13 protein-coding genes are annotated in these 14,632 nt (G+C 67.1%); 2 read left to right on the top strand and 11 right to left on the bottom strand.

The window, feature by feature from the left end:
* Window positions 1-129: 129 nt before the first annotated feature.
* From AC07PZ_RS06125 to AC07PZ_RS06100, 6 genes are all read right to left on the bottom strand, one after another.
* The gene (locus tag AC07PZ_RS06125; RefSeq protein ID WP_495294156.1) at window positions 130-1,407 is read right to left on the bottom strand and encodes an ABC transporter substrate-binding protein; all 1,278 of its coding nucleotides are present in this window, start codon (window positions 1,405-1,407) and stop codon (window positions 130-132) included.
* 62 nt (window positions 1,408-1,469) lie between these two features.
* Complete coding sequence (locus AC07PZ_RS06120; RefSeq protein WP_495294155.1) at window positions 1,470-2,588, bottom strand: ABC transporter ATP-binding protein; 1,119 nt, start codon at window positions 2,586-2,588, stop codon at window positions 1,470-1,472.
* Window positions 2,589-2,700: 112 nt separating this feature from the next.
* A complete protein-coding gene (locus AC07PZ_RS06115; protein WP_495294154.1) occupies window positions 2,701-3,963 on the bottom strand; it encodes a biosynthetic peptidoglycan transglycosylase in 1,263 nt (420 codons plus the stop codon).
* Between the two features lie 105 nt (window positions 3,964-4,068).
* Window positions 4,069-4,299, bottom strand: coding sequence for a hypothetical protein (locus AC07PZ_RS06110; RefSeq protein ID WP_495294153.1), 231 nt, complete (start codon window positions 4,297-4,299; stop codon window positions 4,069-4,071).
* The gene (locus tag AC07PZ_RS06105) at window positions 4,280-5,137 is read right to left on the bottom strand and encodes an exosortase Q (RefSeq protein WP_495294152.1); all 858 of its coding nucleotides are present in this window, start codon (window positions 5,135-5,137) and stop codon (window positions 4,280-4,282) included. Before AC07PZ_RS06105 ends, AC07PZ_RS06110 begins: the two co-directional genes overlap by 20 nt.
* Before the next feature lie 20 nt (window positions 5,138-5,157).
* The gene (locus AC07PZ_RS06100; protein ID WP_495294151.1) at window positions 5,158-5,409 is read right to left on the bottom strand and encodes a hypothetical protein; all 252 of its coding nucleotides are present in this window, start codon (window positions 5,407-5,409) and stop codon (window positions 5,158-5,160) included.
* Window positions 5,410-5,602: 193 nt separating this feature from the next.
* Here AC07PZ_RS06100 and creD point away from each other — a divergent pair, with 193 nt between their 5' ends.
* Complete coding sequence (gene creD / locus AC07PZ_RS06095; protein ID WP_495294150.1) at window positions 5,603-7,093, top strand: cell envelope integrity protein CreD; 1,491 nt, start codon at window positions 5,603-5,605, stop codon at window positions 7,091-7,093.
* On the opposite strand, the gene creC is transcribed toward creD, so the two are convergent.
* The 4 genes from creC to AC07PZ_RS06075 form a co-directional block, all read right to left on the bottom strand.
* Window positions 7,062-8,504 (bottom strand): two-component system sensor histidine kinase CreC, encoded by a 1,443-nt coding sequence (creC, locus tag AC07PZ_RS06090; protein WP_495294149.1) that lies wholly within the window; start codon window positions 8,502-8,504, stop codon window positions 7,062-7,064. The genes creD and creC overlap by 32 nt on opposite strands.
* Entirely contained in the window at window positions 8,504-9,283 is a 780-nt protein-coding gene (creB, locus tag AC07PZ_RS06085) for a two-component system response regulator CreB (protein ID WP_495294148.1), read from the bottom strand. Before creB ends, creC begins: the two co-directional genes overlap by 1 nt.
* A 1,219-nt stretch (window positions 9,284-10,502) precedes the next feature.
* The gene (gene cueR, locus AC07PZ_RS06080) at window positions 10,503-10,940 is read right to left on the bottom strand and encodes a Cu(I)-responsive transcriptional regulator (protein ID WP_495294147.1); all 438 of its coding nucleotides are present in this window, start codon (window positions 10,938-10,940) and stop codon (window positions 10,503-10,505) included.
* A complete protein-coding gene (locus tag AC07PZ_RS06075; RefSeq protein WP_495294146.1) occupies window positions 10,937-11,131 on the bottom strand; it encodes a heavy-metal-associated domain-containing protein in 195 nt (64 codons plus the stop codon). The genes cueR and AC07PZ_RS06075 overlap by 4 nt, the downstream gene beginning before the upstream one ends.
* Window positions 11,132-11,246: 115 nt before the next feature.
* Between AC07PZ_RS06075 and AC07PZ_RS06070 the strand changes: the two genes are divergently transcribed.
* Window positions 11,247-13,478: a heavy metal translocating P-type ATPase gene (locus tag AC07PZ_RS06070; RefSeq protein ID WP_495294145.1), complete on the top strand. Its 2,232-nt coding sequence runs from the start codon at window positions 11,247-11,249 to the stop codon at window positions 13,476-13,478.
* On the opposite strand, the gene AC07PZ_RS06065 is transcribed toward AC07PZ_RS06070, so the two are convergent.
* Window positions 13,444-14,595, bottom strand: a complete 1,152-nt coding sequence (locus AC07PZ_RS06065; RefSeq protein ID WP_495294144.1) for a sterol desaturase family protein — start codon at window positions 14,593-14,595, stop codon at window positions 13,444-13,446. The two genes, AC07PZ_RS06070 and AC07PZ_RS06065, sit on opposite strands and share 35 nt — an antisense overlap.
* Window positions 14,596-14,632 lie beyond the last annotated feature (37 nt).

Below are 14,632 nucleotides of genomic sequence, written 5' to 3'. Positions count from 1 at the left end.
CCAGGCGAGCGAAGCAAAGCCCGTTGGCGGGACACCGCGGAACCGGCTTTGCCGGGCCGCTGGTGTCGCCCCCTTACAGCGAGTGGGCGAAGCGAAGCGCAGCCTGGGGGTCGAATTCGTGGACTGCCGTCAGGCAGCCACGAATTCGTTCCATTTCCTGACCATGTACTCGTTCTCGTCCATGACGGCATTCCAGCAGGCGATGCCGCCCATGCGCTGTTCGTAGCTGCCGCCGTCGCGCACCGAACCGGCCTTGGCGATCACGTCGCCCTGCGGGCTCTTGATGTCCTGCGCGGCGGGCTTGCCTTCCATCCAGTACGCCCACTCGTAGGCTTCCATCTTGGTCTTCGCGGTGTCGAGCACGGCGCTGTAGTAGCCCTGGCGATTCAGGTAGGCGCCGGCCCAGCCGTCGAGGAACCAGTTGATGAACTCATAGGCGCCGTCGAGCTTCTTGCCCGACAGCGTGGCCGGCAGACCGAAGCCCGACGCCCAGGCGCGATAGCCCTCCTTGAGCGGCTGGAACGTGCAGTCGATGCCCTTGCTGCGCACCGCGGTCACGGCCGGCGACCACATCGATTGGATCACCACCTCGCCCGACGCCATCAGGTTGACCGACTCGTTGAAGTCCTTCCACAGCGCGCGGAACTGGCCGGCCTTCTTGGCTTCGATCAGGGTCTTGATCGTCAGGTCGATCTCGGCCTTGGTCATGTTGCCCTTGTCCTTGTACTTGTGGATGCCCTTGGCTTCCACCACCATCGCGGCGTCCATGATGCCGATCGACGGGATGTTCAGGATGGCGGCCTTGCCCTTGAATTCCGGGTTCAGCAGTTCGGCCCAGGAGCCGATCGGGCGCTTGATCAGGTCGGGGCGGATGCCCAGCGTGTCGGCGTTGTAGGTGGTCGGGATCAGCGACATGAACTGCGTCGCCGACTTCGCGAAGACCTTGCTCTTCTCGCCTTCGAGATAGATCACCTTGACCGGCGCCGTGCCCTGGTCGCCGACCTTCTTGCCGGCGACTTCACCCTTGGTGAACAGCGAGGTGATCTTGTCGGCGTTCTTCACGCGCTTGCTGTCGATGCCCTTCAGGTTGCCGGTCGGCACGATCTTCTTGAGCGAGAAGAATTCGGTGTCGATCAGGTCGAAGCTGTTCGGTGCGGTGACGGCGCGCTTGGTCACGTCGTCGGTGGTCACGGCGACGTACTGGATCTCGATGCCGGTGTCGGCCTTGAACTTCTCGGCGATCGCCTTGTCCTGGTTCACGGCCGTGCCGAGGTAGCGCAGGACGACCTTGTCTTGCGCATGCACCGCGGGCGCCATGCCGGCGGCCAGGATGCCGGCCATGCCGGCCGTGCCCTTGAGCAGCGTGCGGCGTTGCACGCCATGGATCGAATCGGGGGTGTCGGACATGAAAGCCTCCAGCTTCTGGTTTGAAAAAAGTTGAACGATGGACGAGCGCGCGTGATGCACGCTCAAAGCGTGGCGATGCCGGCGAGCGCAACGGTGTCGTCGCGCAGCGCGCCGGATGTCGGCACCACGCGATCGCCCGGCCGCTGCACACCCGGGCCGAGCACACGCGCATCCGCATGGCCCCACGACAAGTGCACGTTCTCGCCTTGCACGTAGGGACGCGAGAGAAAGGCGGTTTCGCCGATCAGCACCGACACCGTCTTTCGGCCGGGCGCGCCGTCGGTGAGCTCGAGACCGAGCAGCACATAAGTCCCCTGGTACTCGACGTCCGTGACCTGCGCCGCAATGCCCGCATCGCCATAGGTCGCGGCGGTAGTCGGTGCGATCTGCATGTGGTCATTGCGCACGGCCACCGGACCGGCCGGCGTGTCGAGCACGTTGTGGCCGCCCATGAAGCGCGCGACGAATTCGCTGGCCGGATGGTTGTAGACCTGGTGCGGCGAACCGACCTGTTCGATCAGTCCGTGGTTCATCACGACCATGGTGTCGGCCAGCGCCATGGCCTCTTCCTGCGAGTGCGTGACGTGAATGAAGGTCAGACCCAGTTCCTTCTGCCAGCGCCGCAGTTCGGCGCGCATCTGGATGCGCAGGAAGGGATCGAGCGCCGACAGCGGCTCGTCCAGCAGCAGCACGCGCGGCTCGGTGATCAGGGCCCGCGCCAGCGCCACGCGCTGCTGCTGCCCGCCGGACAGTTCGCCGGGCTTGCGTTCCGCCAGATGGCCCATGGCGACGCGCTCCAGCAGATCGCCTGCACGCCGGCGCCGCTCGGCCTTGGCAACGCCCTTCATCTTGAGGCTGAAGGCGACGTTGTCGAGCGCCGACAGATGCGGAAACAGCGCGAAGCTCTGAAACATCATCGCCGTGCCGCGCGCTGCCGCGGGCAGGTTCGTGATGTTGCGGTTGTCGAGGAGGATGTCGCCACTGGTCACCGACTCGTGGCCCGCGATCATGCGCAGCGTGGTGCTCTTGCCGCAACCGGACGGCCCCAGCAGGCAGCAGTAGCTCCCGCTGGCGATCCGCAGGTCGATCTGGTCGACTGCAGCCGGTGTGCCCGGTGCATAACGTTTGGTCAGCGCAATGATCTCGACCGCTGCAGGCGGGAGGGTGGTGACAGCATCCATTTGGACAAATTCAGCAAGACATGTGCCAAGCGCTGCGTGCACTGACGCTGTGCGGCATGGGTCCGGCGATGCACCATGCCCCTGTGTTGGGCGTGGCTCGATGAAACCGCTTTCAGGGCGCGGTGAATCGGGCGGTGCCCACGTTCTTGAGGAAGCCGTCACGCTGAACGCGACTGAGCCCGCGCACGCCTTCAGCCACCCATTTGGTGCGCGCCGCATCCGGCGCCCCGCTCTGTCGCCAGCGCGCGAGTTCGGCGTCGGGATCGTGCAGCATGGCCGCCAGCCAGACCGCCTGCGCCGGTTCGAGCGAGCGCGCGCTGCGCTTGAAATAGAGACGCGCCGCAGCCTCGGCGCCGCAGACACCGCCGCCCCACGGAATGCCGTCCAGATACAGCTGGAGGATGCGCGGCTTGCCGAGTGCCTGTTCCATCTCGACCGCATACAGGAGCTCGCGCAACCGGCCTTCGCTGCTGCGGGGATCGCCCGGAATCAGCATGCGGGCCAGTTGCTGCGTGAGCGTGCCGCGGGCCCTGGCGGGCGATCCGCCGCGCGTGCTCTCGTCCGAAGACATCGCCAGATCGCCGAGCTCATAGCCCGGATGCGTGAGAAAGCGCGGATCCTCGGCCGCCATCACCGCACGCGCGAGCCAGCTGTCGACGGCAAGCTGGGCCGGTGCGCCGCATGACGGACGGGCACGCAGCATGGCGTCGCTGCCAAGACCCGACACGGTGAACTGCGACAGACGCGGCTGCACGGCGAAACTTCCTGCGGGCAACGTGAAGTCGCCGGCAAAGGCCATCGTTCCACCGATGCGGGCACGCAGAAGCTCCGACACCTGCGGCGCAAGCACGGCATACCACTGGCCGATCGGCGCCTCGGCCACGTCGACATGCAATTGCAGGGTCTGCATCGACAGGCGCCCGTTCCAGGTGGCCTTGAAGGGAACCGGCGAAGGCACGGTGCCCGCCAGGGGCATGCCCTGCATGAGCCCGCTCAGCAGGTTGCCGTCGCGACGCACCGTGACGAAGACACCGTCCAGGCGCAGCGGCCGGGGGCCCAGCGATGCCATCGCGATGCTGCAAGCCGCGCAACTCGCCTCGAGCGACTGGCCGCCGGCGTCCCATGCCAGGCGCACCGGACCGAAGCGGGTGTCGAAAGTCCGGCCCGACAGCTGCTGCGCGACCCATGGCGAGGTGATCAACCGCAACGCGGTCGGCACACCGACATCGACCTCCACCGGCCCGAGATCGACACGCGTCGACCATTCGCCCGATGCCGGCGCAAGGGCCAGCTTCACGATCAGGAAGACCGCTGCACCAGCCGTCAGCATCAGCGCCAACAAAGCGAAGAACAGGAAGCGCAGTGTCTTTTTCAAGACTTCCTCCAAATCATCGACGACGCATGCACCGACCCTTGTCGTGCCACACCCGTCACGGCTTGCCGGAACCGTGCCGACGATGGAAATCGCCGATAGCCGGTATCAGGTTGCAGTGTCGGGGAAAGTACGATCTTTTACATCCACGAGTCGCTCGAAAGTACACATGGTTTGCCCTTGCTCGGCAGCCGAGGTGGCAACCGAAGCACCGGACTTCAGCGCGGCGAGCGCCGACCAGCCGAGGCAGAGCAGCATGACCAGACCGAACACCGCCTTGTGGACGATGCGATTGACGAAGCGGTTGTCGAACCAGCCTTCAAACAGTGCGCGCACCATGCTTGTCTCCGTGGGTTGATCGGGTCATGCGCCGCGCGGGCGCCATCAGCGCGGCGATGCCGCCGCAGGTCAGTGCCGGCACGAGCAGGCTCAATGCCTGCCGCAGCCATGGATGCGATGCGTTGCCGGATGCCACCAGGCCGATCCATGAAGCGTCGCCGACGACGCAGCCGATCAGGATCGCCACCGCGGCCCAGGGCAGCCGCGACCGGAAGGCGTGTCCGCCCCGGCCGAACCAGAGAGCCACCGAACAGGCCGTGAAGATTCCGAGCCACAGCAGTTGAATGCCGTCGACCGGCATGTCCGTCCCCGCAAACCGGCCGAGAAATTCGACCTGCGCCACGGACGACCACGGTTCGACAGCGCCCTTGACGGAAGACAGGACCGGAAACACCAGCATGGCCAGACCGGCCAGCGGTGCCAGCGCGATGCGCTGCGGCAGAAAAGCACGAAGACCGCAGACCAGAGCGCCCCCGGCGAGCAATCCGACGACCCAGGGAGCCATCACGGGCAGGCCGCCGATGCCGGCGTGGGCACCCGTCGCCGACAAGGTCGCCAGCGCGCTCGCCAGCAGCCAGCCCAGTCGCGGCGACGCACGCAGTTCGCGCCGGACCCGCCATGCAAAGAAGGCCAGGACGGCCAGGGCCAGCAGGCCCAGCGGCTCATCCCATCCGCTGCGCAGCGAGCGCGTCATCCAGATGCCGGTGGGTATCAGCGCCACGGCCTGCAGTCCGAGCCAGCCGCAGGCCGGCGCACGGTCGAGTCGGATTCCCCAGTCGACGAATTGCGGGCGCCGCTGTGCCAGCGCGGCCAGCGTCAGCGCCGGACGAGGCGGCATCGATGGCATGTCCAGCGCCTTCATGCGGTGTAGCGACGCACGTCGTGGCGACGCATGCGGCGTTCCATCATGGCGCGCATCGAGGGCATGGCATCGGCGCACGGCATCTCCATCTCGCCCGGCGTTGCGGCTGCACTGCGCCGCGTGCCGTTGTCCTGCGTGGCGTGTGCAGGATGAAGCGGCCGGGCGATGAGCGTGGCAAACGCCAGGCCGGCCACGGCCAGCGTGGCGAACCAGAGCCAGCGGCCGGATGGGGTGGAGTGATGTTGCATGGGGTGGTCCTGTGATTGCACGAGCAAGGACTTTCGGTTCCACGCGGGAAGCAGGTGCGAAGCCTGTGTGCGGCCGTGCGCGCTGTGTGAAGTCGGCGTGAAGTCCATGTACGGTGCGCACCGGCGTGGCTTCATCGGCCCTTCGATCGCGCACCGGAAGCTCCGGTCTTCTTCAATCGACAGGGAGACCCGCATGCTGATGCTGTTTCGACATTCCGTGATCGCCAAGGTGCTTGGCCTGCTGCTGCTGACCTTGCTGCTGTGCATACCGCTCACCCGCATCGACATGCTCAACAACGAGCGCGGCGACAGCCAGCGAGAAGCAGCCGAGGAACTTGCGCGCACACATGCCAGCGCGCAGACACTGATCGCGCCCGTGCTGGTCGTGCCCTACGTGGAACGATGGACGGCCACCCAGCGCGACGCGAAAGGGCGCATCACCGGCACCGAAGTCCGCAGCAAGCTGCAGCGTCACGTCGTCTTCCCCGACACGCTCGATGTCGACGGCAGCCTGACGCCGCAACTGCGGTACCGCGGCATCTTCAAGATCCCGTTCTATGCACTCCGGGCCACGCTGACCGGCGGCTTCGCAGGCTTCGATCCCGACAACATCCAGCGCAACCAAGACGACTCGAGGCTCGAGATCGGCACGCCTTTCATCGCCTTGCACGTGAGCGACCTGCGTGGGCTCGATGGCTCGCCGGTGCTCGTCCTGGACGGCGAGAAACTGCCCTTTGCGCAGCGCATTCCCGGCCTGGCCGAGAAATCGCCTTATGCCGACGGCCTGCATGCGCCGTTGTCGGGGCAGGCACTGGCCGCATGGCGTGCCGGCCGGCCGCTGCCGTTCAACCTGGCTCTGGGCCTGGTCGGCCATGAAACCCTGTCTCTGGCACCGATCGCCAATGAAACGACGGCGCACCTGACATCGAGCTGGGCGCATCCGAGTTTCGGCGGCAACTTCCTGGCGACCGAACGCAGCGTCAGCGCGCAGGGTTTCGATGCGCGCTGGCGCATTTCGTCACTGGTGACTTCTGCGCGCGAACAGGTCCGCGCCGGCATGGTCGGCCGCGACCTGGCCACGCACGCCACGGCGGTCGGTTCCGACGAGGCGGCATCGATGCGCGCGGCGGACGAACGCGCGCGCGGGCCGCTGCAGACCTTCGACGTCACGCTGGCGCAGCCGCTCAACGTCTATGCGATGTCGACGCGCGCCGGCAAGTACGGCGCGCTGTTCATCGCGCTGGTGCTGATGGCCGCCTTCATGGTCGAGCTGTTCCGCAAGCTGCGCCTGCATCCGGTGCAGTACGCGCTGGTCGGCCTGTCGATCGCGCTGTTCTTCCTGCTGCTGCTCGCGCTGTCCGAGAAGCTGGCGTTCTGGCAGGCCTATGCATTGGCGGCGGGCGCCAGCGTGTCGGTGCTCGGCCTGTATTTCGGCGGCGTGCTGGCGAGCTGGCGGCTCGGCCTGGCCTTCGGCGGCTACATCGCACTGCTGTATGGCGCGCTCTACGGCCTGCTCGCCTCGGAGAACGATGCGTTGCTGCTGGGCGCGCTGCTGGTGTTCGGCATGCTGTCGCTCCTGATGCTGGCCACACGCAAGGTCGACTGGTATGCGCTCGGCGGTCCGTCGGTGCCCGCCGGGAACAAGGCCGGCGTCAGCGCCGCGGCTGCAGCAACGGCAGGCTGAGCGTCGCGACCGCACCGCCGCCGGTCGCGTTCGCGAGTTCGATCCGGCCACGGTGCAACGCCGCGATCTCCTTCACGAAGGCCAGCCCGAGGCCGGTGCTCTTCTTCTGGCTGTGCGGACGCGCGAGCGAATAGAACTTCTGGAACACCTTGTCGCGCGCATAGGCCGGAATGCCGCGCCCATGGTCGCGCACCGTGATGCGCGCCCGGCGCGACGTCGCCTGCAGCGCGATCTCGACCTGGCTGCCGGCCGGTGCGAAGTCGATCGCGTTGTCGAGCAGGTTGCTGATCGCGCGCCGCAGCAGAAAAGGGTCGCCCTCGGTCGCCGGCCGGCTGCCGAGCGCAAGCACCAGCCGCACGTCGCGCTTTGCCGCCGAGGCCTGGGCGCTGGCCACCACGTCCTCCAGCAGAACGGCCAGCTTCACCGGTTCGCTGCGGTCGAGCACGCGGCGCGTCTCGAGCGCCGTCAGCTCCATCATGCGGTCGACGATTTCCTGAATGCGCTGGGTCTCGCGTGCGATGTTGTCCAGAAAGCGTTCGCGCTCGGCCTGCGGCATCGACGGTTCCTGCAGCAGCTCGGCCGCGCCACGGATCGCGGACAACGGGCTCTTCACCTCGTGCGTGAAGGTCTGCACGTAGTCGGCGACGTAGTTGCGGCCGGTGAGCGCATCGCGCATCTCGCTGAAACCGCCGCGCAGCGCATCGACCGCGCGGCGCGCCATGCGCCACAGGCTCAGGTTGCGCTGCGCACGCACCCACGCGATGTAGTCGGTGATCAGCCCGAAAGGTCGCACCAGCCAGATCGACACGATGATCGCCAGCAGCAGCAGCGCAAAGGCGGAGCCGACGCCGACCCAGATCGTGCGGGCGCGCGCATCTTCCACGAACTGGCCGAAGCTCTGCACCGGCTTGCCGACCGTGGCCACGCCGACGATCTCGTTGTTCCAGCGGATCGGCGCACCGACGTACATCACCGAGGTGCGAGGGTCCGATTCGAGGTCGCGCGTGGTGCGCGCACCGTAGGTGCCGGCGAGCGAACGCCGCACGTCGCTCCACTGCGAAAAGTCGGCGCCGGTGCTGTGGCCGAGCGAGTCGAACAGCACCTGGCCGTTGCGGTCGGTCACATAGACGCGCAGCTCGACCCGGTTCTTGTGCAGGTTGTAGATCTGCGCCGAAAACTGGCGCGAATAGACCGTGCGGAACAAGGGCTCGAGCCGCCGCACGTCGATCGCGCCGGCGATCAGGTCCTGCTCGACCAGGCTGGCCATGAGCTGCGAGCTCTCGACCAGCGACTCCTCAGCCGACTCGCGGTAGCGCGGGTCGATGTCGAGCACCACGCGGTACAGCAGGAAGGCGATGCCCGCGACGTAGATCAGCAGGATGCCCAGGAAGATCCGGGAGCGCCGGCTCATCACGGTTCGGCGCGCGGCGGCAGGTCTTCGTACAGCGCGTAGCCCGTGCCGCGCAGCGTGCGGATCGGTTCGATGCCGGGCGCGACCGCCTTCAGCTTGGCGCGCAGCGTCTTGATGTGCGCGTCGACCGTGCGATCGAGGCTGTCGCCCGGATCGTCCCAGACCATGTCGAGCAGCTCGTCGCGCGTGTAGACGCGGCCCGGCCGCTGCACCAGCAGGCACAGCAGGCCGTATTCGTAGCGGGAGAGTTCGAGCGCGCGGCCGTAATAACGGATCTGCCGGCGCTCGCCGTCGATGAGGAAAGGTCCGGCAGGCTCAGAGGGCCGTGGCGGCGTTGCAGGGGGCAAGGGCGGGGTCCCCCCTGCCGGGGTCGGCGACAGGCCGCGTACGCTGCGTCTGAGGATCGTCCTGACCCTGGCGACGAGTTCCCGGGGCGAGAAAGGTTTGGCCACGTAGTCGTCGGCGCCGAGCTCCAGCCCGACGACCCGATCGATCTCGTCGCTGCGTGCGGTCAGGAACATCATCGGCACGCCGGCGCCGCCGGGCAACGCCTGCAGCTGCTTGAAGAGCTCGAATCCGTTCATGTCCGGCAGACCCACATCGAGGATGGCCAGCGCAGGTGGCTCGCGCGCGAACTCCGCCAGCGTTTCTTCCGCCGTGGCGCACCACACGGGCGTGAAGCCATCGCTCTTCAGCACGTACTGGAGCGTGTCGGCGATGCCCGACTCATCCTCCGCAATCAGGATGCGCGGCTTGAAGACGGGGGTCGGAACGCTCATCCGGGAATGGTAGCGACCATGGGGAGCTGCAGAGCGGGGCCCAGGCCCCGGCCTTCGACGGTCGCGCTTTTCTTTTTCGCACCCGGCTGTCCCCTGTCTTCATCTCTTATTTCTTTAATTCAATTTAGTAGTAGTAGTAGGTGTCGCGCCGTTTCTGTGGAAATGTGCTGTTTTTCCTGTCACGACAAGGACTTGGCGCCGTCACAGCCATGTGCGCAGCCGTGTTTTCTGCTGTCGTCCGCACAGGGACAACCTGGCGAAGACCGCTCGTGCTGTGGACAAGCACCCGTTTACGCGGAAACGCTCCCCAGAGTTGTCCTTTGACAGCGAATCGGAAATCTGGGAAAGGAGCGGCCGGTGGCAGTTATTCCACTGCCCTTTTTTTGAGCAGATTGTCGATAGCTCAATAAAAACAAGGACTTGGCGCACTCTTACAAGGAAACGCCGTAGTTATTCACAAAGTTGTGCAAGCTTTGTGAGGACAAGCCGGCGTTGCCGGCTGGATTTGCTTCGGCTCGGCGGTGGCGCCGCGCACCTCAGCGCTTTCTCCACTGCGACTTCGGCGCGTTGTCCGGTCCGAAACGCCCATCGAAAAGGGGACGGATGTTTTCGGGCCGAGTGGCGGCGAACCCACGGGATTCGGTTTTTTTCGGGCGCGGCTTCGCTTTCGCTTCTATCTCTTACTTCTCTTATTTAAATTAGTAGTAGTAATAGGTGTTTGGCCATTTCTGTGGACAGGCGCTCTTTTTCCTTTCACAGCAATGACTTGGCGTTGTCACATGCATGTGCGCAGCCCTGCTTTTCTGGTGGCACGCAAACGGGTACAACTTAAGTAAACGCCTTCGCGCTGTGGATAACTGGCCAGTTGTGCCGGAATGCTCCCCAGAGTTGTCCTTTGACAGCACCGGAAAAATCTGAGAAAGCGCAAAACAGACGAAAGTATTCCACTGCTCAAAAATTGAGCAGACTGTAGATTCGCATTGAAAAACAAGGACTTAGCGCATCCTTACAAGGAAGTGCTTGAGTTACTCACAGAGTTGTCCAAGGTTTCGGGGGAAACATTGGCTCTCCCCCAGGCTTCGCGCACTTCGTGTCGCTTTCGCCAACCCCCTTCCGGGGGCAACACCGGCGGCCGGGCGAAGCCCGTCCGCGGTGTTTCTGGAATAAGAGGGAAGAGGGGGAGCCGTAACGGCGCTGGCGGCTGCCGGCGTTTGTCAGCTCAGTGCGCGGTTTTGCCTGCCAGGTCGTCCAGGATCGGACAGTCGGGCCGGGCGTCGCCGTGGCAGCAGTGGACGAGGTGGGACAGGGTGCGCTCCATCGCCTGCAGGTCGGCGATGCGCTGGGCCAGTTCGCCGAGGTGGCGCTGGGCGATGTGCTTGACGGCGGCACTCGCGCGCTGGCGGTCATGCCAGAGGCTGACCAGTTCGGCGATCTCGTCCATCGAGAAGCCGAGGTCGCGCGAGCGCTTGATGAATTGGAGGGTGTGGATGTCGGCTTCGCCGTACTGGCGGTAGCCGCTGTCGGTGCGGGCAACCCTGGCCAGCAGCCCCAGTCCCTCGTAGTGCCGCACCATGCGGGCCGACACACCGGTGCGGCGCGCGACTTCGCCGATGTTGAAGACGGCCGGCGATGCCGCCGGGCCGGCCACGCGGGTCATCGCGCCTTGTAGCCCGCGTTCTCGATCGCCGCGACCAGGTCCTGGCGCGGTTGTTCGCTCAGCACGTCGACATGGCCGGTCGGCAGGTCGACCGTGACCTGGGCGTGCGGATCGACCGTGAGCACGGCTTCGGTGACGGCGTTGACGCAATGGCCGCAGCTCATGCCGGTGACTTCGAATGTCTGACTCATTTCAGGGCTCCTTCTGGATGTGGATGGGTTGCGAAGAGTGTGAACCTTGACGCGGTGGCAAGGTCAAGCGATCGGGCCTTGACCTTGCCATGGTGTGAGGCTTTAGCCTCGGACCATGGACAACACCCAAACCCTGGATATTTCCGTTGGCGGCATGACCTGCGCGTCGTGCGTGGCGCGTGTCGAGCGTGCATTGCGCCAGGTTCCTGGCGTGCAGGACGTCTCCGTCAATCTGGCGACCGAATCCGCGCGCATCGTGGGCGTGGCCGGGCCGGGCCAGGCCGCGGACGATTTCGAGCCGCGGCTGCGGCGCGCCGTGCGCACCGCCGGTTATGAGCCGCGCAGTGCCGCGGCCGCGCAGGCGGAGGCTTCCGCATCCGCCTGGCAGGGTTTCGCGCCGGTGGCTGCGGCGTTGCTGCTGTCCTTGCCGCTGCTGGCGCCGATGCTGCTCGACCTGGCCGGCGTGCACTGGATGCTGCCGCCGGCCTGGCAACTGCTGTTCGCGGCGCCGGTCCAGTTCTGGCTGGGCGCGCGCTTCTACCGCGCCGGCTGGCATGCGGCGCGCGCGCTGACCGGCAACATGGACCTGCTGGTCGCGCTCGGCACCAGCGCAGCCTTCGGACTGTCGCTGTGGCTCTGGTGGCGCGCCGAACCGGGCGAGATGCCGCACCTGTACTTCGAGGCCTCGGCCGTCGTCATCGCGCTGGTGCTGCTGGGCAAATGGCTGGAGGCGCGCGCCAAGCGCCAGGCGACCTCGGCGATCCGTGCGCTGCAGCAACTGCGGCCCGAGCTGGCGCACCTGATCGGCCGCCGCGGCGAAAGCGACGTCCCGCTGGCCGAGGTGATGGCCGGCGACCGGCTGGCCGTGCGGCCCGGCGAGCGCGTGCCGGCCGACGCGCGCGTGCTCGAAGGACGTTCCGAAGTCGACGAGTCGATGCTCACCGGCGAGCCGTTGCCGGTGGCCAAGGCGCCCGGCGATCTGCTCACCGGCGGATCGGTGAATGGCGACGGCCGGCTGGTCGTCGAAGTGCGCGCCGTCGGCGCCGAGAGCGTGCTGGCGCGGATCATCCGGCTGGTCGAGGACGCGCAGGCGGCCAAGGCGCCGATCCAGCGGCTGGTCGATCAGGTTGCGGCGGTGTTCGTGCCGGTCGTGCTGGTCATCGCGGTGCTGACCTTCGGCGCCTGGCTGGCGACGGGCGCAGCCGTCGAAACGGCGTTGATCCATGCGGTCGCGGTGCTGGTGATCGCGTGTCCGTGCGCGCTCGGCCTGGCGACGCCCGTGGCCGTGATGGCCGGCACCGGCGTGGCGGCCAGGCGCGGCATCCTGATCAAGGACGCGAGCGCGCTCGAACGTGCGCACCGCGTCGACACGGTGGCCTTCGACAAGACCGGCACGCTGACCCTGGGCGGTCCCGTGCTCACGGCGCTGCGGCCGGTGGCTGGCGACGACGACGACGCCGCGCTGCTTGGTATCGCCGCCGGGCTGCAGGCCGGCAGCACGCATCCGCTCGCCCATGCGGTGCTGGCCGCGGCATCGGCGCGGGGCCTCGCGGCCGATGCCGCGCAGGACATGCAGTCCGTCCCCGGCCGCGGGGTGCGCGGGCGGATCGGCGACACCGAATGGGCGATCGCCAGCCTGCGCTGGTGCGACGAGCTCGGTGTGCAGCCCGACGCCGCGCAGCGTGCCGGGCTGGAAGCGGCCGGCGCCACCGTGTCGGCGTTGCTGGCCTTCGATGGCGGCGTACCGCGGGTGCGCGCGCTGCTCGCCTTCACCGACGAGCCGAAGCCGCAGGCCGCCGAAGCGATCGCCGCGCTGCGCGCACGCGGCTTGCGCGTCGTGATGATTTCCGGCGACAACCTGCGTGCCGCACAGGCGATGGCATTGCGCGTCGGCATCGCACCCGACGACGTGCGCGCCAACGTGCTGCCCGCCGACAAGGCCGCGCAGGTCGCCGCGCTGAAGCAGGGCGGCCACGTGGTCGCGATGGTCGGCGACGGCGCCAACGACGCGCCCGCGCTGGCCGCGGCCGACGTCGGCATCGCGATGGCCAACGGCACCGACGTGGCGATGGAGGCGGCCGGCATCACGCTGATGCGTGGCGATCTCGCGCTGGTGGCCGATGCGCTCGACCTGTCCGCACGCACGGTCGCGAAGATCCGGCAGAACCTGTTCTGGGCCTTCGCCTACAACGTGGTCGGCATTCCGTTCGCGGCCTTCGGGCTGCTGAGCCCGGTGGTCGCTGGCGCGGCGATGGCGCTGTCGAGCGTGAGCGTGATGACGAACGCGCTGCTGCTGCGGCGCTGGAAGCCGCTCAGGACGGCCAGGACGGAAACACCAGCAGGCTGATCGCACCGGCCGCGAGCAGCGCCTGCGCCACCGGGCTCCATGCGGTGTGCCATCGGCCTTCGAAGACCTGGCCCACCGCCTGCAAACCGGCCGCGCTCAGCCCGAGCAGCGCCAGGCTGCGCCCGAAGCTCAATGCGTCGGCCTGCCAGAGGAAGGTCAGCACGATGCCGATCCACAGCAGGAACTGCAGGCCGCCCGCCCATTGCTGCGCGGCGGTGGCGGGCGGGTCGTAGCGCTGCACGGCGTCGAGTGAAAACGCCGGGCGCCCCTCCTGTGCGTCCTGCGCCGCCAGGTCCGCGGGCCGCCAGCCCGGCGCCTTGAACCACACGCGCAGCTTGTCGCGCCAGCGCCGCGTGCGCCAGGTGTCGCGCAGCAGTGGCGCGTAGGGGCCGAGCACCGCCTGAATCGGCCGCCAGCTGTCGAGCGGCTGGCGCGTGCCGTAGACACATGGCGCTTTCTCTTCGGCGAAGGTGCCGAACATCCGGTCCCAGACGACCAGCATGCCGCCGTAGTTGCGGTCCAGGTATTCGTCGTTCACCGCATGGTGCACACGGTGGTTGGACGGCGACGAGAACACGCGGTCGAACCAGCCGAGGCGGCCGACGTGCTCGGTGTGGATCCAGAACTGGTAGACCAGCACGATCAGCCCTGCGATGCCGAACAGGTCGGGCGGCACGCCGACCAGCGCCATCGGCAGGTAGAAGGGCCAGCCGAGGAAGGCGACGGTGCTTTCCTGGCGCAGTGCCGTCGAGAAGTTGAAGTCCTGGCTCTGGTGGTGCACCGCGTGCGCGGCCCAGAACACCGCGCATTCATGGCCGGTGCGGTGCAGCCAGTAGTCGCAGAAATCGAACAGCAGCACGGCCACGATCCAGCCGGCTGCACCGTCCCAGAACGCATCGGCCGCGGGATGCGGAATCCACCGCCAGACCGCCGCGTAGAGCCCGATCTGGAAAAGCTGCGTGCAGACCGCAACAGCCTGGCTCAGCAGCCCCTGGCCGAGGCTGCTGATGCTGTCGTTGAGCCGGTAGGTGTTGCGTTGCCGCAGCCATCCGTAGACGAACTCGCAGGCCATCAGCAGCGCGAACACCGGGATGGCGAGGACGACGAGCCGATGCATGGCGGAGGCGGATGTGGCTTGCGTGCCGTTGCGGTCG

It is taken from the genome of Variovorax sp. GW821-FHT10B04 (assembly GCF_059415645.1).
Note: the sequence above shows the minus strand (reverse complement) of the source record. Positions and strands in the feature narration are given on the sequence as shown.